Raw genomic sequence first — 23,141 nt, forward strand, 5'->3', positions numbered from 1 at the left:
GCGCTGACCTAAAGACAGTTTGTTGCGTGACTCGGACGTCAAAATATGCTTTCCGTAAGGTCGGAGGGCATTATGGCCGAGCAAGCAATGTTGAAGTTCGTGTCGCGTCCGCAGTCCTATCCTGCGAAGCGCGAACCCGAATTGCGGGCGGAGGATTTCCGCGAAATCGCGGAGCGGTACGCGCCGCCGACGGCCGAGGATCAGGCGGGGCGCTGCTCGCAATGCGGCGTTCCTTATTGTTCGGTCCATTGCCCGCTGCACAACCATATTCCCGACTGGCTGCGCCTGACCGCCGAGGGGCGGTTGCAGGAAGCGTATCAACTGTCGAACAGCACCTCGACCATGCCCGAGATTTGCGGTCGCATCTGTCCGCAGGACCGGTTGTGCGAGGGCAATTGCGTCATCGAATTTTCGGGGCACGGCGCGGTCACGATCGGGTCGGTCGAAAAGTTCATCACCGACACCGCGTGGGAGAATGGCTGGGTCGAACCGGTCGCGGTCGGCCCGGCGCGCGGCCAGTCGGTCGGCATCGTCGGGGCAGGCCCGGCGGGGCTGGCGGCGGCGGAATGGCTGCGCAACCTCGGCTATGACGTCCATGTCTATGACCGCTACGACCGCGCCGGCGGGCTGCTGACCTATGGCATTCCCGGCTTCAAGCTCGAAAAGCCGGTGGTCATGCGCCGCGTCGAGCGGTTGAAGGAAGGCGGCATCGTCTTTCACGAAGGGTTCGAGGTCGGCCGCGACGCGAAGCTCGACGAATTGCGCGCGAAGCACGACGCGATCCTGATCGCGACCGGCGTCTACAAGCCGCGCGCGATCAAGGCACCGGGCGTGGGCAGCGGCGGGGTGGTCGATGCGCTCGACTATCTGACCACGTCGAACAAGATCGGCTTTGGCGACAGCGTGGCCGCCTATGACGACGGTTCGCTGAATGCGGCGGGCAAGAATGTCGTCGTGGTCGGCGGCGGCGATACCGCAATGGACTGTGTCCGCACCGCGATCCGCCAAGGGGCGAAGTCGGTCAAGTGCCTTTATCGCCGCGACCGCGCCAACATGCCCGGGTCGCAGCGCGAAGTCGCCAACGCCGAGGAAGAAGGTGTCGAGTTCGTCTGGCTCTCGGCCCCGGCTGCGTTCGACGAACGCGACGGACAGGTGGTGCAGGTGCGTGCGACCGGCATGCGGTTGGGCGCGCCCGACGCTTCGGGTCGCCGCGCGCCGGAGACCGATCCGGGCAACGAATTCGTCCTCGACGCCGATCTGGTGGTGAAGGCGCTGGGCTTCGATGCCGAGGATCTGCCGACGCTGTTCGATGCGCCGGAGCTGGGCGTGACCCGCTGGGGCACGGTGCGCGTCGATGGCAAGTCGATGATGACGTCGCTCGACGGCGTGTTTGCGGCGGGCGACATCGTGCGTGGGGCGTCGCTGGTGGTGTGGGCGATCCGGGACGGGCGTGACGTTACCGAGCGGATGCACGCGTATCTGAAGGCGAAGGCCAAGGCGGCGAAGGTGGCGGCGTGAGAGCGCTTTTCCTAGCTGCGGTGTTGATGATGCCGGCGATCGCGTCCGGGCAAGTCCCGGCAGCGCCTGCTGCCGCGATGGCCATCGAACCTGCACGGCTGGCAGCGGCCAGGCGGGTTGTGGAAACGGTGTTTCCTGCGGCGCAACGCGAGCAGATGATGACGGCGATGGTCGGCAGCATGAATAAAGCGATGCTTGGTAGTTTGATGCAGCAGCCCGACATCGCGCGGATGATCGAGAAGGAGCCGCGCGCTCGGCCGGTGTTCGAACGCTTCATGCAGCGGCAGCAGAACAAGACCGCGGCGACGATGAAGGACAACCTGCCTGGCATGGTCGACGCCATGGCGAATGCCTACGCCCGTCGTTTCACGGAAGCGCAACTCAAGGAAATGCAGAGCTTCTTCGAAACGCCGACCGGACGCGTTTACATCGCTCAGTCGATGACAATCATGTCCGACCCGGATGTCGCGGCGTGGCAGGCAAGGGTTCAGAGTGCCAGTATCGCGACGATTGGCGCTGACGCCAAAGAATTTGTTCAGGAACTGATGGCGCTCGCGCCAGCCAAGGAGGCAAAGCAATGACCGACATGACCTCCGAACGCCTCCGCCTCGCCACCGAAGGCATGTATCGCCCCGAATATGAGGGCGACGCCTGCGGTGTCGGCATGGTCGCCGCGACCGATGGCAAGCCGTCGCGGCGTGTCGTGCAGTCGGCGATCGATGCACTGCGCGCGGTGTGGCATCGCGGTGCGGTCGATGCCGATGGCAAGACCGGCGACGGTGCCGGCATCCATGTCGACCTGCCGCATCGTTTCTTCGACGATGCGATCGCGGCATCGGGGCACAAGCCGCTCCATGCGCGGCTCGCGGTCGGCATGGTGTTCATGCCGCGCACCGATCTGGGCGCGCAGGAAACCTGCCGCACGCTGGTCGAATCGGAGATCATCGAGGCGGGCTGGTCGATCTATGGCTGGCGGCAGGTGCCGGTCGACGTGTCGGTCATCGGCATGAAGGCGCAGGCGACCCGGCCCGAGATCGAGCAGATCATGATCGCCGGTCCGGCGCCCGAGGAAATGGACGAGGCCGAGTTCGAAAAGAACCTGTATCTGGTCCGCAGGCGTATCGAGAAGCGGATCATCGCCGCGCAGATCACCGGCTTCTATTTCTGTTCGCTGTCGTGCCGCTCGATCATCTACAAGGGGCTGTTCCTTGCGGAGAGCCTGTCGGATTTCTATCCCGACCTGACCGACGAACGCTTCGAATCGCGCGTCGCGATCTTTCACCAGCGGTACTCGACCAACACCTTCCCGCAATGGTGGCTGGCGCAGCCGTTCCGCTGCCTCGCGCACAATGGCGAGGTCAACACGATCCGCGGCAACAAGAACTGGATGCTCAGCCACGAGATCAAGATGGCGAGCATCGCGTTCGGCGAACGCTCGGAGGACATCAAACCGGTGATCCCGGCCGGCGCGTCGGACACGGCGGCGCTGGACGCGGTGTTCGAGACGATCTGCCGGTCGGGGCGCGACGCGCCGACCGCCAAGCTGATGCTGGTGCCCGAGGCGTGGCAGGGTGTTGCCGACATGCCCGAGGCGCATACCGCGATGTACGATTATCTCGCGAGCGTGATGGAGCCGTGGGACGGTCCCGCCGCGCTGGCGATGACCGATGGCCGCTGGGCGGTCGCAGGGCTCGATCGCAACGCGCTGCGTCCCTTGCGCTATACGCTGACCGGCGACGGGCTGCTGATCGTCGGGTCGGAAGCGGGCATGGTCCCGGTCGCCGAAGCGACGGTGGTCGAGAAGGGCCGTCTGGGGCCGGGCGAGATGCTCGCCGTCGATCTGGGCGAGGGCAAGCTCTACAAGGACCGCGCGATCAAGGACAAGATCGCGGGTGAGGCGGACTATGCCGCGATGACCGGCAAGTTCCTGACCATCGACGACCTGCCCGCCGCCACCGCCGAACCGCTGCGCTACGACCGTGCCGAACTGGCGCGGCGGCAGGTGTGCGCGGGCCAGACGCTGGAGGATATGGAGCTGATCCTGTCGCCGATGGTCGAAGGGGCCAAGGAAGCGATCGGGTCGATGGGCGACGATACGCCGCTGGCGGTGATTTCGGACAAGCCGCGGCTGATCAGCCATTTCTTCCGCCAGAATTTCTCGCAGGTCACCAACCCGCCGATCGACCCGTTGCGCGAGCGCTACGTCATGTCGCTCAAGACGCGGTTCGGCAATCTGGCCAACATCCTCGACGCCGCCGACCGGGGCAGCGCGGTGCTGGTGCTCGACAGCCCGGTGCTGACCAACACCGACTGGCTGCGGTTGAAGGCGCATTTCGGCGCCCAGGCCGCCGAGATCGACTGCACCTTCCCGGCGGGCGAGGGGCCGGAGGCGCTGCGTGCCGCCATCGCCCGCATCCGCGCGCAGGCCGAACAGGCGGTGCGCGAGGGGCGCAGCGAGCTGTTCCTGACCGACGAGCATCTGGATGCGACCAAGGTGCCGATCGCGGGCGTGCTGGCGGCGGCGGCGGTGCACACGCATCTGGTCCGCAAGGGGCTGCGCTCCTACGCGTCGATCAACGTGCGGTCGTCGGAATGCCTCGACACCCATTATTATGCGGTGCTGATCGGCGTCGGCGCGACGACGGTGAACGCCTATCTGGCCGAAGCCGCCATCGCCGACCGCCATGCGCGCGGGCTGTTCGGCGAGATCAGCATGGACGAGGCGCTGAAGCGCCATCGCACCGCGATCGACGAGGGGCTGCTCAAGATCCTGTCGAAGATGGGGATCGCGGTGATCTCCAGCTATCGCGGCGGCTATAATTTCGAGGCGGTCGGCCTTAGCCGCGCGCTGGTCAACGACTTCTTCCCCGGCATGCCGGCGAAGATTTCGGGCGAGGGCTATCATTCGCTGCACGTCAACGCGACGCAGCGGCACGAGGCGGCGTTCGATACGGCGGTGGCGACGCTGCCGATCGGCGGCTTCTATCGCCAGCGCGGCGGTGGCGAGGCGCATGCCTATTCGGCGCAGTTGATGCACCTGCTGCAGACCGCCGTCGCGACCGACAGCTATTCGACCTATATGCAGTTTTCGCGCGGGGTGCGTGACCTGCCGCCGGTCTATCTGCGCGACGTGCTGGAGTTCAACTTCCCCGATACCGGCGTGCCGATCGATCAGGTCGAGGCGATCACCGAGATCCGCAAGCGCTTCGTGACGCCGGGCATGTCGCTGGGCGCGCTGTCGCCGGAAGCGCACGAGACGCTGGCGATCGCGATGAACCGGATCGGTGCGAAGGCGGTGTCGGGCGAGGGCGGCGAGGATTCGATCCGCTATCAACCCTATGAAAATGGCGACAACGGCAATTCGGTCATCAAGCAGGTGGCGTCAGGCCGCTTCGGCGTCACCGCCGAATATCTGAACGCCTGCGACGAGATTGAGATCAAGGTCGCACAGGGTGCCAAGCCCGGCGAGGGCGGGCAGCTGCCCGGCTTCAAGGTGACCGAGTTCATCGCCAAGCTGCGCCATGCGACGCCGGGGGTGACGCTGATCAGCCCGCCGCCGCACCACGACATCTATTCGATCGAGGATCTGGCGCAGCTCATCTACGACCTGAAGCAGATCAACCCCAAGGCGCGGGTGTGCGTGAAGCTGGTCAGCTCGGCGGGCATCGGCACCGTCGCGGCAGGCGTGGCGAAGGCGCATGCCGACGTCATCCTCGTGTCGGGCCATGTCGGCGGGACCGGTGCGTCCCCGCAGACCTCGATCAAATATGCCGGTACGCCGTGGGAAATGGGGCTGTCGGAGGTCAACCAGACGCTGACCCTCAACGGCCTGCGCGGGCGGGTGGTGCTGCGCACCGATGGTGGCCTGAAGACCGGGCGCGACATCGTCGCCGCCGCGATCCTGGGCGCGGAGGAGTTCGGCATCGGCACGTTGTCGCTGGTGGCGATGGGCTGCATCATGGTGCGTCAGTGCCATAGCAACACCTGTCCGGTCGGCGTGTGCGTGCAGGACGAGCGGCTGCGCGCCAAGTTCACCGGCACGCCCGAAAAGGTCATCAACCTGATGACCTTCATCGCCGAGGAGGTTCGCGAGATCCTGTCGCGGCTGGGCGTGCGGTCGCTTGACGAAGTGGTCGGGCGGACCGAGTTCCTGCGGCAGGTCAGCCGCGGGGCCGAGCATCTCGACGATCTCGACCTCAATCCGATCCTGGCCAAGGTCGATGCGGAGGAGAGCCAGCGGCGCTTCAGCCTGTCGACCTTCCGCAACGACGTGCCCGACAGCCTCGATGCGCAGATGATCAAGGATGCGGCGGCGGTGTTCTCGCGCGGTGAGAAGATGCAGCTTACCTATTCGGTGCGCAACACCCACCGCGCGGTCGGCACCCGCCTGTCGAGCGAGATCACGCGGACCTTCGGCATGTCGAAGCTGGCCGACGGCCATGTGACGGTTCGATTGCGCGGGAGCGCGGGGCAGAGCCTCGGTGCGTTCCTGTGCAAGGGCATCAAGCTGGAGGTATTCGGCGACGCCAACGACTATGTCGGCAAGGGGTTGTCGGGCGGGACGATCGTGGTGCGGCCGATGGTGTCGTCACCGCTGCGCAGCCATGAGAACACGATCGTCGGCAATACCGTGCTGTACGGCGCGACCTCTGGCCGGCTGTTCGCGGCGGGACAGGCGGGCGAGCGCTTCGCGGTCCGCAATTCGGGCGCGACGGTGGTGGTCGAGGGCTGCGGTGCCAATGGCTGCGAATATATGACCGGCGGTGTCGCGGTGGTGCTGGGGCGGACCGGTACGAACTTCGGTGCGGGCATGACCGGCGGCATGGCGTTCATCTACGACCATGACGACAGTTTCGAGCGGCACTATAATGCGGAAAGCATCACGCTGCACCGGCTCGGCTCGGCGCATTGGGAAGCGACCCTGCGCGACCTGGTGGAACAGCATCACCGGGCGACCGACAGCCGTTGGTCGGGAGCGATCCTCGAGGATTGGGACCGGTGCAAGAGCCGGTTCTGGCAGGTGGTGCCCAAGGAGATGCTGACGCGGCTGCCGCACCAGCTGCTCGACGATGCGGCGGGCGAACCGGGACAGGCGGTCGCCGCCGCCTGAACCAACGCGCCGCGACGGTCAGCCGATCGATCGTCGCGGTGCCGTGTCGAGGTCGGCCGAGTGCAGCCATGCCTCGGCCGCCTCGATCGTGTCGAAATACCGGGCGACGCGCCCCGCTGCCGCGCGACGAACCTGCATCGCCGCCAGCGACTTCGCGACCACGAACGCGATACAGGACGCTGCGGTACGCGGATTGGCAAGGATGCGCCGAAACTCGGCGACGGCTTCGCTCGATTGAATATCGACATGCCGCATGTCGACCAACGTCCGATGCTGGTTGGGAGCGGTGTTCAGTCGCACCACCCCGTCGCCGACTGCGGCGTTGAGGCGGGCGATATCCGGGGGTGCGAAGAACCCGCTCATCGTGATCCGCAAGATCCCCGACTCCGGGTCGGCAGTAAGGGTAAAGGTCGCTTCCATGGCAGTATTGTGGCGCGCAACCGGTTTCCGGATCGTATACTCCTGCCGAAAATATAGCGCGTGCGGATAGGCAATTAGGCTGATCTATCTGATGCCGGGGCGGCATTTCGATTGCCTCCTATCGCAATCCAGCCAAGCGCGGCATAGCAGCCGAGCGCCCACCAGCCGCCATCGGTCACGAACAGATAGGCGACGCCGATCAGCATCAGGAGCAGCGCGGTCGCGAGCGAAAGGCCGACCGGCAGCGCCGCCGCGAGCAGGATCGCACCGGCGAGCGTCGCCACCACCGCCTGCACGCCCAGCCAGGCGTAAGAGCCGGAAACACCGAGCGATCCGAAGCCCGGCAGCTTGACCGTCGCGAAGCCGCGCATGGCATTGGGGAATGCATCGGCGGCAAGATGCAGCCCGATGCCGATCGCCAATCCGGCCATGACCGGACGCCAGTGGCGGGCGAACAGCGCCAGCCCGAGCGGCAGCAGCGAATGGGTCAGGCCGCTGCGGTGGCCGATCGGCAGCAACAGGTCGAGATCAGGCAGGGTCGTGCCGGCGATCCCCGCGCAGACGATCGCGGCGGCATGGACCACCGATCGGGACGATATGCGGACCAGCAGGATCGCGGCACCGAGCCATAGCAGCGCAATCAGCAATCCCACACGAATCCCCTTCCGCACCGCAGCCGCGCCGCCTAACACAAAGCCATGTGGCAGCTCCTGCAATTCCCGTTATGTCCCTTCTCGCGCAAGGTCCGTCTGCTGCTTGCGGAAAAGAGCATCGGTTATCAGCCGGTTCGTGAATCGCCCTGGACGCGGCGCGACGAATTCCTGCACCTGAACCCGGCGGGACAGACGCCGGTGATGATCGACGAAGCGGCGGGCATCCGGCTGATCGATTCGATGGCGATCTGCGAATATATCGAGGAGACGGGCGACAAGCCGGCGATGCTGAACGGCAACGCCGCCGACCGTGCCGAACAGCGGCGGCTGGTCACATGGTTCGATACCCAATTCTATCGCGAGATCACTGGGCCGCTGCTGATGGAGCGGATGGAGAAGCGCATCGTCCACCGCCAGACGCCCGATACGCGCGTGCTGCGCGAGGCGATGAAGGCGGCGGTCGAGCATCTCGATTATATCGATTACCTGCTCGATCACCGGCAATGGATCGGTGGCGCGACGATGAGCCTCGCCGATCTGGCGGCGGCGGCGCAGATTTCGATCGCCGACTATCTGGGCGGGATCGATTTCAAGACCCACGACCTCGCCAAGCGCTGGTATGTCGGCATGAAGAGCCGGCCGAGTTTCCGGCCGCTGCTGGCCGAGCGGATGGAAGGCGTGCCGCCGCCGGCGGATTATGAGAAGCTGGACGTTTAGGGGGGCGGTAGCCGCCGCCTGTCTTTGCTACCCTTCCCCTCCCGTTCGGTTCGAGTAGCGATCGAGCTTGTCGAGAGCGCGTATCGAGAACGGGGTTCCGCAGGGGAGACCTTGGTAGGGTTCGCTTGTGGCCGGGTGTTCTCGACGAACGCTTCTCGACTTCGCTCGAAGCTGCTCGAACCCAACGGATCGTAATATCTGAAGCACTTAGCCAATTGGCGACGGCCAAAGTTCACTAAGTTCACACTCGTACGCGTTTTGCGGCGTGCGTGACTTTGCCCGGTAACGGGGGGCGCTGGATGAACGGTAGCAAAGAGCGCGCGCGATCCTGCCGCCGCCGCCCCCTGTAGGAAAGCCCTACCCGCCTAGCGCCTTTTGCCGCCGCCGTTGTACCGACGACCCCAGGCCGATCGCCTCGCGATATTTGGCGACCGTGCGCCTGGCAATGTCGAAGCCCTTGGCATTGAGCAATTCGACCAGCGTGTCGTCGGACAGGATCTTCTTCGGATCCTCGCCGGCAATCAGGGTGCGGATCGCTTCCTTGACCGCGAGCGCCGATACCGCCTCGCCGCCGTCCGCCGATTGGATGGCGGAGGTGAAGAAGAATTTCAGTTCGAACAGGCCGCGCGGGCAGGACAGATATTTGTTCGACGTCACCCGGCTGACCGTCGATTCATGCATCTCGATCGCCTCGGCGACCTTCGCCAGCGTCAGTGGGCGGAGATGGGCGACGCCCTGCCGAAAGAACGCCTCCTGCTGCTTCACGATCTCGGTCGCGACCTTCAGGATGGTGCGCTGGCGCTGGTCGAGCGCCTTTACCAGCCAGTTGGCGCTGGCGAGGCAGTCGGACAGCCATGCCTTGGACGATTTGGTGCCGTTCGCGTTCAGTTCGGCGAAATAGCCGCGATTGACCAGCACGCGCGGCAGCGTCGCGCCGTTGATCTCGACCGCCCAGCCATCGCCGCGGGGGGCGACGAACAGGTCGGGGACCACCGACTGGGTGCGTTCGCCGCCGAAACGGCAGCCGGGTTTGGGATCGTATCCCCGCAGTTCGCGGATCATGTCGGCCAAGTCTTCCTCATCGACCTCGCAGATCCGGCGCAGTTGCGGCAGTGCGCCGCGCGCGAGCAGGTCGAGATGGTCGAGCAGCCGCGCCATGCACGGATCGTAGCGGTCGACCTCGCGCGCCTGGATCGCAAGGCATTCGGCGAGACTGCGTGCGCCGACGCCGCTCGGGTCGAAGGTCTGGACGATGGTCAGCACCGATTCGACGCGCGCGAGCGGCACGCCGAGGCGGTTGGCGATGTCGAGCAGCGATCCCGACAGATAGCCGCAATCGTCGATCTGATCGATGATCGCGCTGGCGATGAACAGGTCGGCGCCGGACACGCAGGCCCCGGCCTGTTGCAGCAGATGGTCGACCAGCGACACATCGGCACTGGCCAGCGCGTCGAGGTCGGGCGCATCCTCATAGCCGCCCGACCCGGTCGCGGCGAGGCCGAGGCCGCCGTCGAGCGAACCGACCCCGTCCGAGGCGCTGTCATGGTGGAAGGTGTCGCCCAGATCGAGGTCGAGCGACTCGCCGCTCGCCGCGCCCAATCCGAGCAGTTCGTCCGAGCCGGCAGGTTCGCCCGAGGGGGCGGGTTCGGGGGCGTCGAGCGCGGGGCCGTCGTCATCGCTGCCGCCCGATTCGAGCAGCGGGTTCTTTTCGATTTCCTCGGCGAGAAAGCCTTCGATCTCCAGGTTCGACAGCGCGAGCAGGCGGATCGCCTGCTGCAACTGCGGCGTCATCACCAGCGATTGCGACTGGCGCAGGTCGAGGCGCGGCGCGAGGCTCATCCTGGTTAGAGCTCGAAGCCTTCGCCGAGATAGAGGCGGCGGACATTGGCGTCGGCGACCAGTTCGGACGGCGATCCGGCGAACAGCACGCGCCCGTCATAGATGATGTAGGCGCGGTCGACGATTTCGAGCGTCTCGCGGACATTGTGGTCGGTGATGAGCACGCCGATCCCGCGCGATTTGAGCTGGATCACCAGGTCGCGAATGTCGGCGATCGAGATCGGATCGATACCGGCAAAGGGTTCGTCGAGCAGGATGATCGTCGGATTGGCAGCAAGCGCACGGGCGATTTCGGCGCGGCGCCGCTCGCCGCCCGACAGCGCCATCGCCGATGCGGTGCGCAGCCGGGTCAGACCGAATTCGTCGAGCAGCTGTTCGAGCCGCGCGGCGCGCGCCGCCTTGTCCGGCTCGGCCAGTTCAAGCACGGCGAGGATGTTCTTTTCGACCGACAGCCCGCGAAAGATCGAGGTTTCCTGCGGCAGATAGCCCAGCCCGAGGATCGCGCGGCGATACATGGGCAGCGCGGTGATATCCTCGCCATCGAGCAGGATGCGGCCGGCATCGGGCTTCACCAGGCCCATGGCGGAATAGAAGCTGGTCGTCTTGCCCGCGCCATTGGGGCCGAGCAGTCCCACGACTTCCCCGCGCCCGACCGACATCGACACGTCGGACAGCACGACCCGCTTGTCATAGGATTTGGCGATCGACACGACCGACAGCCCCGTGTCCGACGGGAGTTCGTGGACCGGGACAGCATCGGCGCTGCGGGACAACAGGGTGGTGTCGGTCATCGGCAGCGTCCTGATCGCATGGCAATAGTTACCGTACCGTTAGTACGGTTCGATTGGCAGGAATATTGCATGAAAGGCGCATGCAAGCAAAGGTCGGATCACCGGCCCGCCCGGAAAGTGCGATTAGTTGCGCCGGGGTACCGAGAAGCGACCGGTGACGCGGCCACCGCTCTGCTGGACCGTGCCATCGGGCGCGCGGGTCGTGCCGACGCCCGAGCCGTCGATCGTCGCGCGGCCGGTGTCGAGGTCGATCGACAGCCGCCCGCCGGTCAGGGTGTTCGCCCCCTGCGTCAACTGCACGCCGCCGATCATCGTCACGACGCGGCGGTTGACGTCATAGACGGCGAAGCGCGATTTGGCGGTCTGATCGGGACGGGTGACGGTGACGTTGCCGGTCGCGTCCATGCGCGATGCCTGGGGCGAGGCGCCTTCGGTAATCTGGCCGGTATAGGCGACGACGACGCGGTCGGCGGTCAGCGTCATGGTCGACTGGCGGATGGTGACCCCGCCGGTCAGCACCGCGCGATTGGCGCGATCCTGCAACTCGATGGCGTTGGCCGAGAAATCGATCGGCGCGTTCGAATCGTGCCGCGTCTGCGCCGGAGCCGAGCTCGCAATGGCGAGGAAGCCGATGGTGGCGATAAGGCCCGGGAGCGCATGGCGAATCATCGCGGCTATTTCGTGCGTGCCGGGTCGATACGCAAGCGGGCATTGCCGGTCAGCCGCACGGTGCGCGACTCGAGATCGGCATCGAGCCGGTCGCCGCTGAACGTGCCCATCGCCGTCGTACCGGTTACCGCGCTGCCGCTTTGCAGGCGGCGGGTCTTCAGATCGACGGTCGCGTCGTTGGTGTCGAGCGTATAGCCGTCCGCCGCGCGGAAGCGGATGGGGCCGTTCACATCGACCTGTTCGTCACGCATGTCGTATCGGCCGCTGGGCGCGGTCAGGCGGGCGGGGCCGTCGGGCAGGCGGATGGCGGCGGCCAGTTCCTGCAACTGCACGACCGGTTCGGCCGAGCTTTTCTGCACCGCCGACCCGGCATCGATGACGAAGGGCTGCCCCTTGGCATCCTGTCCGCGATATTCGGCCGCGCGCAGCCGCATCCGTTCCTGCGCGACATCGACCTTGTTCTTGTCGAGCACGAAGCTGGTATCGCCGCGCATGAACAGCGGCGCCATCACCAGAAACGCCGCCAGCACGCCGATGCCGATCGGCAGTGCGACCATCAGCACCGCGATCAGCCGGTCATGCGCGCTGCCGGGCGCGGCACGGCGTTGCCGGCGCGAGCGTTCCTGGCGGGCGATTTCCGACATGGCGGTCCCTTACATGTGCGCGAAGATATCGGTCTCGGGCCAGCCGGCGAGATCGAGGGCGGCACGGTGCGGCAGGAAATCGAAACAGGCCTGCGCCAGATGGGTGCGGCCTTCGCGCGCCAGCCGCTTGCTCAGTTCCTCGCGCAGTGCGTGGAGGAAGCGGACGTCGGAGGCGGCATAGTCGCGCTGCGCATCGGACAGCACCGGACCGCCCCAGTCGGACGACTGCTGCTGCTTCGACAGTTCCTGCCCGAGCAGTTCGCGGACCAGTTCCTTCAGCCCGTGCCGGTCGGTGTAGGTGCGGACCAGTCGCGACGCGATCTTGGTGCAGAATACCGGGCCGGCGGTGACGCCGAGGTAATGCTGGATCGCGGCGAGGTCGAACCGGCCGAAATGATAGAGCTTCACCCGCGCCGGATCGGCGAGCACCGCTTTCAGATTCGGGGCGGCATAGTCGCTGCCGGGGTTGAAGCGGACGAGATGCTGGTCCTCGCCGCCATCGGACAACTGGACGACGCACAGCCGGTCGCGCGGGGTGATGAGGCCCATCGTCTCGGTATCGACGGCGATGTCGGCGCCGGGGGCGAAGACGCCTTCGGGCAGATCTTCTTCGTGGAAATAAACGGTCATCGAATGCGCCTAGCGGTTGGAGGGGGCGCGCTCAATGGCCTCGCGCGCTGCTCGCTTCTTTGCCTTGGACCGGCGCGAGACGATGTTGAGCGTCTCGACCCCCGCCGAGAAGGCCATGGCGGCGTAGATATAGCCCTTGGGCACATGCACGCCAAAGCCGTCGGCGATCAGCACCGCGCCGATCATCAGCAGGAAGCCGAGCGCCAGCATGACCACGGTCGGGTTGGCGTTGATGAAGCGCGCCAGCGGGTCGGCGGCGACCAGCATGATGCCGACCGTCACGATCACCGCCGCCATCATGATCGGGACTTCGTCGGTCATGCCGACCGCGGTCAGGATCGAATCGATCGAGAACACCATGTCGAGCGCGACGATCTGCGCGATCGCCGATCCGAACGACAGCGCGGTCTTGCCTTGTTTGTCGAGCGCTTCGCCGGTCGGTTCGTCGTCCATCGTGTGATGGATTTCCTTGGTCGCCTTCCACACGAGAAACAGACCGCCCGCGATCAGGATCAGGTCGCGCCACGAAAATGCCGTCTCGAAGCTCGGCCGGCCATAGCCGTCGGGCCGGCCCTGAATGCCGAGGTCGAATACCGGGTTGGTGAGCGAGACGATGAAGGCGATCATCGACAGCAGCAACAGTCGCATCACCAGCGCGAGACCGATACCGATTCGCCGCGCCAGTTGTTGCTGATGCGCCGGCAACTTGTTCGACAGAATCGAAATGAAGATGAGATTGTCGATGCCGAGCACGACTTCGAGCACGACCAGCGTGAAAAAGGCTGCCCAGGCAGTCGGATCGGCGACAAGCGCCAAGATGGTGTCCATGCGAGGATTCTGTGCCGTCTTCGCAACATAACCGCAAGATAATCGCGAGGTTCGCGGCCACCGGAACGATTGCAACGGCGAAATTCGTTTGGGGCCGCGCGCTTTTACGCTATGGCAGGGCTGTGGCACCCGGTTTGGCGGTGCCCGGACACCTGCGTTTTTCGCTCGGCGCTTGGGTTTAGAATGAAGTTGGGCGAACCGGGAAGACGAACAGGGCAATGAGTTTCGATCGAGGACGGCGCGGCGAGCGCGGTGGGCGCGGCAGGGACAAGCGCGACGGTTTTGGTGACGAAGGCGGCAGCTATGGCGGCGGCTTCGGCGGCGATCGCGGTGGCTTCGGCGGCGGTGGATTCGGTGGCGGCGGCTTCGGCGGCGGCGGTTACGGTGATCGCGGCGGCGGCTTCGGCGGCGGCGGCGGTGGTTTCCGTGGCGGCGGTGGCGGCTTCGGCGGCGGCGGTGGCGGCTTTGGTGGCGGCGGCGGCGGTGGCCGCGGCATGCCGCCGCAGGTCGTCGGTGAAGCGACCGGCGTGGTCAAGTTCTTCAACGCGCAGAAGGGCTTCGGTTTCGTGGTCCGTGATGATGGCGGCGAAGACGTGTTCGTCCACATCTCTGCCGTCGAACAGGCTGGCTTGAGCGCGCTGGCCGAAGGTCAGCCGATGGGCTTCACCCTCGTCGATCGTGGCGGCCGCATTTCGGCGACCGACCTGAAGATCGACGGCGAGCCGATGCCGGTCACCGGCGGCGGCGCCCCGCGCGAACCGCGCGAAGGCGGCCCGCGTGGCGGAGGCATGGGCGGCCCGCAGCGGCAGCTCACCGGCGAGCGCGCGAGCGGCGTCGTGAAGTTCTTCAACGCGATGAAGGGCTTCGGCTTCATCCAGCGCGACGATGGCCAGCCGGACGCATTCGTCCACATCTCGGCCGTCGAGCGTGCGGGTCTGCCGACGCTTAACGAAGGCGATCGTCTCGAGTTCGAACTCGAAGTCGACCGTCGCGGCAAGCACGCCGCGGTGAACCTCAACAAGCTTTGAGGTTCGCGCTTCGGCGATAGACAAGGGGCCGGTCGCTCGCAGGGGTGACCGGCCCTTTTCGTTTGCGCGGCGAGCGCGCGAATCGGAGGTTCGAATGGATCTGGCGACCCCCAATTTGCCGTCGCGCGACTTTGCGGTGACTTCGGCGTTCTTCGCCGCGCTCGGCTTCGTCGAAACGTGGCGCGATGCGACGTGGATGATCCTCGAGCGCGGCTCGCTGAAGCTCGAATTCTTTCCCTGGCCCGACTTCGATCCGACGACGAGCGGCTATGGCAGTTGCCTGCGGCTCGACGACCTCGACGCTTTCTATGCGGTGGCAAAGGCGGCGGGCATTGCGGAGAAACCGACCGGCTTTCCCCGGCTGCAACCGGCGCGCGAACAGAACGGCCTGCGCATCGGCGCGTTGCTCGATCCCGATAGTTCGCTGTTGCGGCTGATCCAGAATCCTTGAGGCGTTCGGCGTCCGATTGTGCCGATGCGATCGACCGATGGTCGAGAACCCCGACCCATTCTCGCTCGTTGCAGCGGCGGACAGTGAAGGGATCGGCGATGGGGATGTTGCAGCACGGGGTTTGGACCAACGATATGCCGGTCGCGCCGACCGATGCGTCGGGCAATTTCCAGCGGGCGGAAAGCGGGTTTCGCGACTGGTTGACGCGTGACGGCGGTGCGGGGCCGGACGGGCAGCGCGGCTGGCCGGCCGAGGTCGGGCGCTATCACGTATATGTCAGCCTCGCCTGTCCATGGGCGCATCGGACGCTGGTGGTTCGCGCACTCAAGGGCCTGCAAGACTTGCTGCCGGTGACGGTGGTGGGTCCGCTGATGGGGGCACAGGGGTGGAGCTTTGCCGAGGCGTTCGGCGGGACGGGCGATCCGGTCAACGGTGTCGACCATCTGCACCAGCTTTATGCGCTGGCCGAACCCGACATGACCGGCAAGGTCACCGTGCCGGTGCTGTGGGACAAGGCCGAACGGCGGATCGTCAACAACGAATCGTCGGAAATCATCCGGATGCTGAACACCGCGTTCGACGATCTGGGCGCGACGCCGGGCGACTTCTATCCACCGGAACTGCGTGGCGAGATCGATGCGGTCAACGAACGCGTCTATGCGACCGTCAACAACGGTGTCTATCGCGCGGGCTTCGCGACGACGCAGGCGGCCTATGACGACGCGGTCGGGGCGTTGTTCGAATCGCTCGACTGGCTGGAGGAACGGTTGACCGGCCAATGGCTGGTCGGCGACCGGCTGACCGAGGCCGATATCCGCCTGTTCACTACGCTGGTGCGGTTCGATCCGGTCTATCACGGCCATTTCAAATGCAATGTCCGGCGGCTGCTCGATTATCCGCGGCTGCGCGCGCTGACCGAACGGATCGCGGCGCTGCCGTCCGTCGCGGAGACGATCGACCTCGACCAGATCAAGGCGCATTATTATCGCAGCCACAAGGACATCAACCCGACCGGGATCGTGCCGGCGGGACCGGCGGTGCCGTTCTGATCGTTCAGGCACCGGCAAGGCAGATGCGAGGATGACGACGACCATGATCCGCTGGTTCCTGCCCGTAACCCTTTCGCTTGCCGCCGTCGCGTCGGCGCAGACCGCTGCGCCGCCGTCCGCACCGGTGCAGCCGGTGCCGGTCGAGGGCATCGCCGCGCGGATCGTGGCGCGCTATCCGCATGATCGCACTGCCTTTACCCAGGGGCTGGTGTGGCATGACGGCGCGCTGTTCGAGAGCACCGGACAGCCGGGCGTGTCCGATGTGCGGCGGGTCAACCTGACCGATGGCAAGGTGCTGGCGCGTACCCGCCTGCCGGGGCAGCAGTTCGGCGAGGGGCTGGCGGTCGACGGGCAGCAGCTGGTCAGCCTGACATGGCAGGACGGCATCGCGCATCGCTGGAACGCGAAGACGCTGAAAGCGGTCGGGAGCGCGCGCTATCCGGGCGAGGGCTGGGGACTGGCGAGCGACGGCCGGTCGCTGATCCTGTCGGACGGGACGCCGACCTTGCGCTTCCTCGATCCCAAGACGTTTCGGGAAACGCGGCGGGTGACGATCACCGCCAATGGCCGGCCGGTGCATAACCTCAACGAGCTGGAGATGATCGACGGCAAGCTGTGGGGCAATATCTGGCACCGCGACTATATCGTGCGGATCGACCCGGCGACGGGGGCGGTCGACGGACTGGTCGATCTGGCGCCGCTGCGTGCGGAACTAGGGCCGCTCGATCCGGAAGCGGTGCTGAACGGGATCGCATGGGACGCGGCGGGCAAGCGGTTGTTCGTTACGGGCAAATGGTGGCCGACGCTGTTCGAGATCGCGTTTGAGCCGGTTGCCGGGTGATCGCTCCGTATCCTCGCGCAGGTGGCGATCCAGGGTTGCAGGAAGCTACGGTCGTTCTGCTGGGCTATGGACCCCCGCCTGCGCGGGGGTACGGGTGGGGTACGGACCTAGCTCACCAGCTTCAGTAACGTCGCGACATGATCGGCCTCGGCCGCCGGCTTGTCGGTGCGGATGCGGTTGATGCGGGGGAAGCGCATCGCGACGCCCGATTTGTGGCGTTTGGAGGCATGGATCGAATCGAACGCGACTTCGAGGACCAATGTCTTTTCGACTTCGCGCACCGGGCCGAAGCGCTGCACGGTATGCTGGCGGACGAAGCGGTCGAGGTCCTTCAGTTCGGCATCGGTGAAGCCCGAATAGGCCTTGCCCACCGGCAGCAGCTCGCCGCCCTCGGCCGGATCGGCGGTCCAGCAGCCGAACGTATAGTCGGAATAGAAGGACGAACGTTTGCCGCTGCCGCGCTGTGCGTACATCATCACGCAATCGGCGACGAGCGGATCGCGTTTCCATTTATACCACAGCCCGACGCGACGGCCGGCGACATAGGGCGAGTCGCGGCGCTTGAGCATGACGCCTTCGATCGCGGCGTCGCGCGCGCCGCTGCGGATATCGGCCAGCGCGTCGAAATCACCGGCGTCGATCAGGCGCGACAGGTCGAAGACTTTATGGTCGAGTTGCGGCACGAATGCTTCGAGCCGGGCGCGGCGGGCGGTCCACGGCTGCTCGCGCAAATCCTCCGTGCCGTCGAAGAGAATGTCGTAGAGGCGGACGAAGGCGGGATAGTCCGCCAGCATCGCCTTCGACACGATCTTCCGCCCCAGCCGCTGTTGCAGCGCGTTGAAGCTGGCGGCGCCGGCGTCTTCATGGACGCTCGCGCCCTGTCCCTCGCCGCGCACCAGCAATTCGCCGTCGAGTACGCCGGGCGTGCGGAAGGCGGCGGCGACTTCGGGAAAGGCGGCGGTGATGTCGTCGCCGGCGCGGCTGTAGAGCCGGGTCTCGCCACCGACATGGACCAGCTGCACGCGGATGCCGTCCCATTTCCATTCGGCGGCATAGTCGGCAAGGTCGACCACGCCGTCGTCGAGCGGATGGGCGAGCATGAACGGGCGGAAGACGGGCAGGTCGGCGGCATGCGGCTGTTCCCCGCGCCCCTCGGCCCAGGCGAAGAGTTCGGCATAGGGCGGGGCGAGGCCGTGCCAGACCTCCTCCACCGCATCGACGTCGAGCCCGAAGGCTTGTGCCAGTGCCGTCTTGGCAAGGCGGGCGGAGACGCCGACGCGCAACGCCCCGGTCGCCAGTTTCAACAGCGCATAGCGTTCGTCGGATTCGAGCCGGTCGAGCATGTCGGCCAGCGCGCGTGGCGCATCGGAACGCGACAGGCTGGCGAGGCGGGTGACGACGGCGTCGAGCGTCAGCGGGTCGCCATCGGGGATCGCGCCGGGCGGTGGTTCGGGCCACAGAAGGGCGACGGTTTCGGCCGTGTCGCCGACGAAATCGCGGCTCATCGCGAACAGCACCGGGTCGGTACGTTCGGTGATCAGCGCGCGGATCGTGGCCGATTTGACGGCGGGCAGGTCGAGATCGCCGGTGAGTGCCGCAATCGCCCAGCCACGATCGGGATCGGGCGTATCGCGCAGATAGGTGCCGATCAGCGCCAGCTTGGCATTGCGCGACCGGGTGTAGATCAGGCGGTCGAGCAGGTCGGCAAAGGCGCGCATCGGTTCATGCGGGACAGGCGGGGCGACATCGGTCGCCCCGCACGCCCGATCAGCCCTTGCGAGCGGCTTCGAACAGGAACCAGGCGCGTTCCTCGGCCTGGTCGATCCAGTCGTCGGCAAGGCTGCTGGTCGCAGTATCGCCGGCGTCTTCGGCGGCCTCGCGCGCCTCGCGCAGCCGTTCGACCAGCTTCAGATTGTCGTCGCGCAGCTCGGCGAGCATGTCGTCGGGCTTCACGAAATCCTTGTCATTGTCCTTGATCGCGGCGCGACGGGCGACATCGCCGATCGAACGCAGCGTGGTGTTGCCGGTCTTGCGCACGCGTTCGGCGATGACGTCGGTGACGGCGAGGATCTGCGACGCCTGATCGTCGAGCATCAGGTGATAGTCGCGGAAATGCGGGCCGGACACGTGCCAGTGGAAATTCTTGGTCTTCAGATACAGGGTGAAGCAGTCCGCCAGCGCGGCATTCAGACCGTCGGCGACGGTCACCGTCTTGTTGTTGGGCAGGTCGGTCGGCGTATCGAGCGCGGGATTGGTCACGGGGAGAGTCTCCGGCTGTATATGGTTCGGTTCAGCAACGATCGCGCTGCCGAATCTTTCCGCCAAGCTCCAGTCAAAAAATCCGGTCGCGGTGATCGTCCGGCTGGATCACAGCAGCCGCAGCGCGCCGAGGCCGACGACCGCACCGGTCAGGCCGAGCAGCAGCGTCACCGCGATACGAATCGCGGTGAAGGGCAGTTTCTGCCAGTCGCGCTCGCCCAGCGTCGCCGCGGCCAGCAGGAGGACTGCGCCCGCCAGCGACGCACCGATCGCGCCGGCCACCGGATCGGGCGTGCGCGCGACAAGGGCGAAGACGAGGAACTGGCTGCGATCGCCCAGCGTCCCCACCGCCATGCCGAGCAGTCCGGTCAGGAAGGGCGGCAGCCGCCAGTTGTCGAGGCGATCCTTGATCCGTGCCGGGATCGGCGCGGCGCTCGCCGCTGCGATCAGCGCGAGGGCGAGCATGGCGCTGCGCGCGTTCGGTGTCAGGGCCGGCGCGACCAGCATGCCGCCGATCGCGGCGAGCACGAAACCGGTCGCCTGCGCGACGATCGTCCCCCATAGCGCACCGCGTCCGAGCCGATCGGACAGGATCGCGGCGAGCAGCGGCGGGCGGTCGCTCACCCCCGCCAGCAGGACCGCGACGAACGCGGGAACGAGCGGGTCCATCGCGTGCCGGTTCAGTCGGCGAGGCGCACCGTGCAGGCCGCGGCATAGGCCTGTGCCGTCGCGACGTCGCTGCGGCCGCAATGCATCGCTTCGCGGGCGAGCGCGGTCCATTCGCCGATCGAGCGCCGTTCCCCGCGCGCCATGGCGGCATCGACGACGGCGAGCACGCTCAGCGCCGGCAGGCTCGATTCGGCGGTGGCGATGGCGCGAATCGCCTCGATCTCGGCAAGGGGGCAGGCGCGATATCCGACGCGCAGTGCCCGTTCCGCATCGATATGTGCTGCCTCGATCCGCATCCCGACCTCCAAAGCCTTGAATCAGAACCTAGGATGACTTGGTTACGTTCCGGTGAAGACCGCTCGCCTTGACTTCGGCGCGCATTTGGCCCATGCGCCCACGTCTTGCAGCAGCCCCCATGTGGCGGGCCGCTTTTTATTGTCAATTCGCGGGCGTCAGGCCCAAGGGGTTTTTGGGTCATGGCAAAGCCGACCACCGTCAAGATCAAGCTCGTCAGCTCGGCCGATACCGGCTTCTTCTATGTCACCAAGAAGAACCCGCGCAACCAGACCGAAAAGCTGACCTTCCGCAAGTACGACCCGGTCGTGCGCAAGCATGTCGAGTTCAAGGAAGCGAAGATCAAGTAAGCCGCGCCGGTCCAGCGGGACCGGACGTGCCGCTTGGGGCTTTCGAAACCCGCCGGATGTCGATGGACGACCGGCGGGTTTTGCTGTGTCGGTTTCGATCGGGCGGCCGGTCCGGCCAGACCGAACGGTGTCCCCGGCGCGCGTCGGGATCGGTCGATCGCCGGTTCGAACCGGAGTCGTTCGCGATTCCTGCCGTCGCCGTCGCCCGGAGGACGATCAGTCCCTTGCCCGCGCCGCGCGCAGTTCGTCGCGGATTTCGCGGAGCAGCGCGATATCGGCCGGATCGGCAGCGGGCGGTGCTTCGCCAGTCTTCTGCTCTTCATGGACGACCGCGATCGCGCGGTTCACGAACTTGACCAGCAGGAAGACGATGAAGGCGAGGATCAGGAAGTTGATCACCACGCTGATGAATTCGCCATAGCCGAACAGCGGCACGCCCGCCGCCTTCAGCGCGGCATAGTTGGTCGGCGAGCCGGTATAGTTGGCGGGGATCGGCCCCAGTTGCAGGAAGTAGCTGGAGAAATCGAAGCCACCGAAGAGATAGCCGATCACCGGCATGATGATGTCGTCGGTCAGCGATTTGGTGATCGTCCCGAACGCCGCGCCGATGATGACGCCGACCGCAAGGTCGAGGACGTTGCCGCGCGCGACGAAGGTGCGGAATTCCTTGAGCATTCCCATGACCATCTCCCCATGGTTGAGGACGCTGTTGTGCTTCGATACGGTGCGTACAGGCAAGGGCCATGACAGGAAGTTCGATGATCGACAGCGACGCTCCCGAAGAAGTGATGTGGGCGGGGCGCTTCATCACCGCGAAAAAACGCGGGCGTTGGGAATATGTCGGGCGGGCGAACGGCATCGGCGCGGCGGTGATCGTCGCGATCGACGACGGCCATGTCCTGCTGGTCGAGCAATATCGCGTGCCGCTGGGGCGGGCATGTATCGAACTGCCCGCCGGGCTGGTCGGCGACGATGCGGCGGGGGAAGCGGCGGCGGTGGCGGCCGCGCGCGAGCTGGAGGAGGAGACCGGCTATCGCGCCGGCAGCATCACCTCGCTCGGCGAATATCATTCGTCGCCGGGCATGGTGTCGGAAAGCTTCACGCTGTTCCGTGCCGGCGAGCTGACGCGGGTCGGCGATGGCGGCGGGGTGCCGGGGGAGGAGATCATCGTCCACCGGGTGGCGCTGGCGGACCTTGCCGGGTTCGTCGCGGCGCAGCGGGCAGCGGGCAAGGCGGTCGATGTGAAGCTGCTGCTGTTGCTGGGGGCGGTTCTGCTGGGGTGACGGCCGCCATATGCGTCCCCTGCCGTTCTTCCTGAGTAGCCGTTGAGCTTGTCGAAATGGCGTATCGAAGGACCGCCCGAGGTGCTTCGATACGGGTCTTCGACAAGCTCAGCCCCTACTCAGCATAAGCGGTTGGGGTTGGGATTGGCCTTTCCTGTCCTGTCTCTTCCCCACCCGTTTGCTTCGAGCGGAGGTTCGAGCTTGTCGAGAACCGTAGTCGAGAAGGGGGTGCCCCAAGCAACCCGTTCTCGACGGACGCTTCTCGACTTCGCTCGAAGCTGCTCGAACCGAACGGAAAGGGGGAAAGGGGGAAAGGGGAAGGGGGAAGGGGGAAGGGCCTCAGCCCTTGTGGTTGCCGCTCGGGCTGGCACCGGGCGTGGGTGACGGCACGCGGCACGGCACGATCTTTTCCGGCGCCGGGCGCGGACCCTCGGGCGTGAACATCGCGATATAGCCACCCGCCGAGGGCATTTTCTGCAACTCGACCATCCGGTACCCGACCGCTTCGAATTCGCACTTCAGCAGCGCAGGCGGGGTACCGTGATTCTGGGTCGGGCGGTCGGCGTCGACCACCACCACCTGTCCACCGGCACGCAGCGACGGGCGCAGGTTCCACAGGAACGCGTACGGCTCTGCGATCTCGTGGTACATATGGACCATCAGCACCCGGTCGAAACTGTTCGCCGGCAGCTTCGCATCATCGGGTTCGCCGAGCCGCACGCTGACATTGTCGAGCCGTTCGCGCGCGACGCGCTGCGCCAGTGCGTCGCGGATCTGCGGGATGATGTCCTCGGCCAGCACGCGGCCATCGGGACCGACGCGCTGCGCCATGCGGATGGTGTAATAGCCCTCGCCCGCGCCGATATCGGCGACGGTCATCCCCGACGCGATGCCGGCGCGGTCCATGACCAGTTCGGCCTCGTTCAGCCGGTCGCGCGCTTCCTCGGTCGACCAGCGGGCCGACACGATCGTCGCTACCGGCCGGTCGGCCTTCGGGAAGTCGTGGCGGTCCTCGCGCTGCGCATTGGCGACCGCGCCCGGCTGCGTCGCATCGCAGCCGCCCAGCAGCAATAGTGCAAGCGGGAGGACGCGCCGCAT

Annotated in this window: 24 protein-coding genes; 10 read left to right on the forward strand and 14 right to left on the reverse strand. The window is 66.2% G+C overall.

The window, feature by feature from the left end; translation table 11 throughout:
* The first annotated feature begins 72 nt into the window (after window positions 1-72).
* The 3 genes from ACZ1JS_RS15515 to gltB are packed head-to-tail and all read left to right on the forward strand — an operon-like array spanning window position 73 to window position 6,628.
* Window positions 73-1,518, forward strand: coding sequence for an NAD(P)-dependent oxidoreductase (locus ACZ1JS_RS15515; protein WP_465166842.1), 1,446 nt, complete (start codon window positions 73-75; stop codon window positions 1,516-1,518).
* Window positions 1,515-2,099: a DUF2059 domain-containing protein gene (locus tag ACZ1JS_RS15520; protein WP_465166843.1), complete on the forward strand. Its 585-nt coding sequence runs from the start codon at window positions 1,515-1,517 to the stop codon at window positions 2,097-2,099. The genes ACZ1JS_RS15515 and ACZ1JS_RS15520 overlap by 4 nt, the downstream gene beginning before the upstream one ends.
* Window positions 2,096-6,628 carry a glutamate synthase large subunit gene (gene gltB / locus ACZ1JS_RS15525; RefSeq protein ID WP_465166844.1) on the forward strand — a complete coding sequence of 1,511 codons (4,533 nt, stop codon included), beginning with the start codon at window positions 2,096-2,098 and terminating at the stop codon, window positions 6,626-6,628. The genes ACZ1JS_RS15520 and gltB overlap by 4 nt, the downstream gene beginning before the upstream one ends.
* Window positions 6,629-6,646: 18 nt before the next feature.
* On the opposite strand, the gene ACZ1JS_RS15530 is transcribed toward gltB, so the two are convergent.
* Both ACZ1JS_RS15530 and ACZ1JS_RS15535 read right to left on the reverse strand, forming a co-directional pair.
* On the reverse strand, window positions 6,647-6,991 hold the full coding sequence (locus ACZ1JS_RS15530; RefSeq protein WP_465166845.1) for a hypothetical protein: 345 nt from the start codon (window positions 6,989-6,991) through the stop codon (window positions 6,647-6,649).
* A gap of 131 nt (window positions 6,992-7,122) precedes the next feature.
* Complete coding sequence (locus tag ACZ1JS_RS15535) at window positions 7,123-7,701, reverse strand: hypothetical protein (RefSeq protein WP_465166846.1); 579 nt, start codon at window positions 7,699-7,701, stop codon at window positions 7,123-7,125.
* A gap of 45 nt (window positions 7,702-7,746) precedes the next feature.
* Between ACZ1JS_RS15535 and ACZ1JS_RS15540 the strand changes: the two genes are divergently transcribed.
* Window positions 7,747-8,418 (forward strand): glutathione S-transferase family protein, encoded by a 672-nt coding sequence (locus ACZ1JS_RS15540; protein ID WP_440488327.1) that lies wholly within the window; start codon window positions 7,747-7,749, stop codon window positions 8,416-8,418.
* A 357-nt stretch (window positions 8,419-8,775) separates the two neighbouring features.
* Here the strand turns inward: ACZ1JS_RS15540 and rpoN are convergent, their stop codons facing one another.
* From rpoN to ACZ1JS_RS15570, 6 genes are all read right to left on the reverse strand, one after another.
* A complete protein-coding gene (rpoN, locus tag ACZ1JS_RS15545) occupies window positions 8,776-10,257 on the reverse strand; it encodes an RNA polymerase factor sigma-54 (RefSeq protein WP_465166847.1) in 1,482 nt (493 codons plus the stop codon).
* 5 nt (window positions 10,258-10,262) lie between these two features.
* Window positions 10,263-11,048 (reverse strand): LPS export ABC transporter ATP-binding protein, encoded by a 786-nt coding sequence (gene lptB, locus ACZ1JS_RS15550; protein ID WP_465166848.1) that lies wholly within the window; start codon window positions 11,046-11,048, stop codon window positions 10,263-10,265.
* 123 nt (window positions 11,049-11,171) lie between these two features.
* Entirely contained in the window at window positions 11,172-11,717 is a 546-nt protein-coding gene (locus ACZ1JS_RS15555) for an LptA/OstA family protein (RefSeq protein WP_242120972.1), read from the reverse strand.
* A 5-nt stretch (window positions 11,718-11,722) separates the two neighbouring features.
* Complete coding sequence (gene lptC / locus ACZ1JS_RS15560; protein WP_465166849.1) at window positions 11,723-12,361, reverse strand: LPS export ABC transporter periplasmic protein LptC; 639 nt, start codon at window positions 12,359-12,361, stop codon at window positions 11,723-11,725.
* 9 nt (window positions 12,362-12,370) lie between these two features.
* Entirely contained in the window at window positions 12,371-12,991 is a 621-nt protein-coding gene (locus tag ACZ1JS_RS15565) for a ribonuclease D (RefSeq protein ID WP_242120967.1), read from the reverse strand.
* 9 nt (window positions 12,992-13,000) lie between these two features.
* Window positions 13,001-13,819 (reverse strand): TerC family protein, encoded by an 819-nt coding sequence (locus ACZ1JS_RS15570; RefSeq protein WP_345878817.1) that lies wholly within the window; start codon window positions 13,817-13,819, stop codon window positions 13,001-13,003.
* A gap of 218 nt (window positions 13,820-14,037) precedes the next feature.
* On the opposite strand from ACZ1JS_RS15570, the gene ACZ1JS_RS15575 reads away from it, so the two are divergent.
* The 4 genes from ACZ1JS_RS15575 to ACZ1JS_RS15590 all read left to right on the forward strand — a co-directional run bounded on the left by ACZ1JS_RS15575 (window position 14,038) and on the right by ACZ1JS_RS15590 (window position 17,188).
* Window positions 14,038-14,847, forward strand: a complete 810-nt coding sequence (locus ACZ1JS_RS15575; protein WP_465166850.1) for a cold-shock protein — start codon at window positions 14,038-14,040, stop codon at window positions 14,845-14,847.
* 94 nt (window positions 14,848-14,941) lie between these two features.
* On the forward strand, window positions 14,942-15,298 hold the full coding sequence (locus ACZ1JS_RS15580; protein ID WP_345878819.1) for a bleomycin resistance protein: 357 nt from the start codon (window positions 14,942-14,944) through the stop codon (window positions 15,296-15,298).
* Window positions 15,299-15,396: 98 nt separating this feature from the next.
* Window positions 15,397-16,347: a glutathione S-transferase family protein gene (locus ACZ1JS_RS15585; RefSeq protein WP_465166851.1), complete on the forward strand. Its 951-nt coding sequence runs from the start codon at window positions 15,397-15,399 to the stop codon at window positions 16,345-16,347.
* 31 nt (window positions 16,348-16,378) lie between these two features.
* A complete protein-coding gene (locus ACZ1JS_RS15590; protein ID WP_465166852.1) occupies window positions 16,379-17,188 on the forward strand; it encodes a glutaminyl-peptide cyclotransferase in 810 nt (269 codons plus the stop codon).
* A 107-nt stretch (window positions 17,189-17,295) separates the two neighbouring features.
* Here the strand turns inward: ACZ1JS_RS15590 and ACZ1JS_RS15595 are convergent, their stop codons facing one another.
* The 4 genes from ACZ1JS_RS15595 to ACZ1JS_RS15610 all read right to left on the reverse strand — a co-directional run bounded on the left by ACZ1JS_RS15595 (window position 17,296) and on the right by ACZ1JS_RS15610 (window position 20,412).
* On the reverse strand, window positions 17,296-18,906 hold the full coding sequence (locus ACZ1JS_RS15595) for a cisplatin damage response ATP-dependent DNA ligase (RefSeq protein WP_465166853.1): 1,611 nt from the start codon (window positions 18,904-18,906) through the stop codon (window positions 17,296-17,298).
* Window positions 18,907-18,955: 49 nt separating this feature from the next.
* A complete protein-coding gene (locus ACZ1JS_RS15600) occupies window positions 18,956-19,447 on the reverse strand; it encodes a Dps family protein (RefSeq protein WP_056455515.1) in 492 nt (163 codons plus the stop codon).
* A gap of 108 nt (window positions 19,448-19,555) precedes the next feature.
* Window positions 19,556-20,116: a TMEM165/GDT1 family protein gene (locus ACZ1JS_RS15605; RefSeq protein ID WP_465166854.1), complete on the reverse strand. Its 561-nt coding sequence runs from the start codon at window positions 20,114-20,116 to the stop codon at window positions 19,556-19,558.
* An 11-nt stretch (window positions 20,117-20,127) separates the two neighbouring features.
* A complete protein-coding gene (locus ACZ1JS_RS15610; RefSeq protein WP_345878824.1) occupies window positions 20,128-20,412 on the reverse strand; it encodes a hypothetical protein in 285 nt (94 codons plus the stop codon).
* A gap of 180 nt (window positions 20,413-20,592) precedes the next feature.
* Here ACZ1JS_RS15610 and rpmG point away from each other — a divergent pair, with 180 nt between their 5' ends.
* The gene (gene rpmG / locus ACZ1JS_RS15615; RefSeq protein WP_055757016.1) at window positions 20,593-20,760 is read left to right on the forward strand and encodes a 50S ribosomal protein L33; all 168 of its coding nucleotides are present in this window, start codon (window positions 20,593-20,595) and stop codon (window positions 20,758-20,760) included.
* 216 nt (window positions 20,761-20,976) lie between these two features.
* Here rpmG and mscL read toward each other — a convergent pair whose 3' ends face one another.
* Window positions 20,977-21,441, reverse strand: coding sequence for a large conductance mechanosensitive channel protein MscL (gene mscL / locus ACZ1JS_RS15620; protein ID WP_465166855.1), 465 nt, complete (start codon window positions 21,439-21,441; stop codon window positions 20,977-20,979).
* 77 nt (window positions 21,442-21,518) lie between these two features.
* Here mscL and ACZ1JS_RS15625 point away from each other — a divergent pair, with 77 nt between their 5' ends.
* A complete protein-coding gene (locus ACZ1JS_RS15625) occupies window positions 21,519-22,043 on the forward strand; it encodes an NUDIX hydrolase (RefSeq protein ID WP_465166856.1) in 525 nt (174 codons plus the stop codon).
* Window positions 22,044-22,382: 339 nt separating this feature from the next.
* On the opposite strand, the gene ACZ1JS_RS15630 is transcribed toward ACZ1JS_RS15625, so the two are convergent.
* On the reverse strand, window positions 22,383-23,141 hold the full coding sequence (locus tag ACZ1JS_RS15630; RefSeq protein ID WP_465166857.1) for a class I SAM-dependent methyltransferase: 759 nt from the start codon (window positions 23,139-23,141) through the stop codon (window positions 22,383-22,385).

The organism is Sphingomonas sp. BL-S-05 (assembly GCF_055521695.1).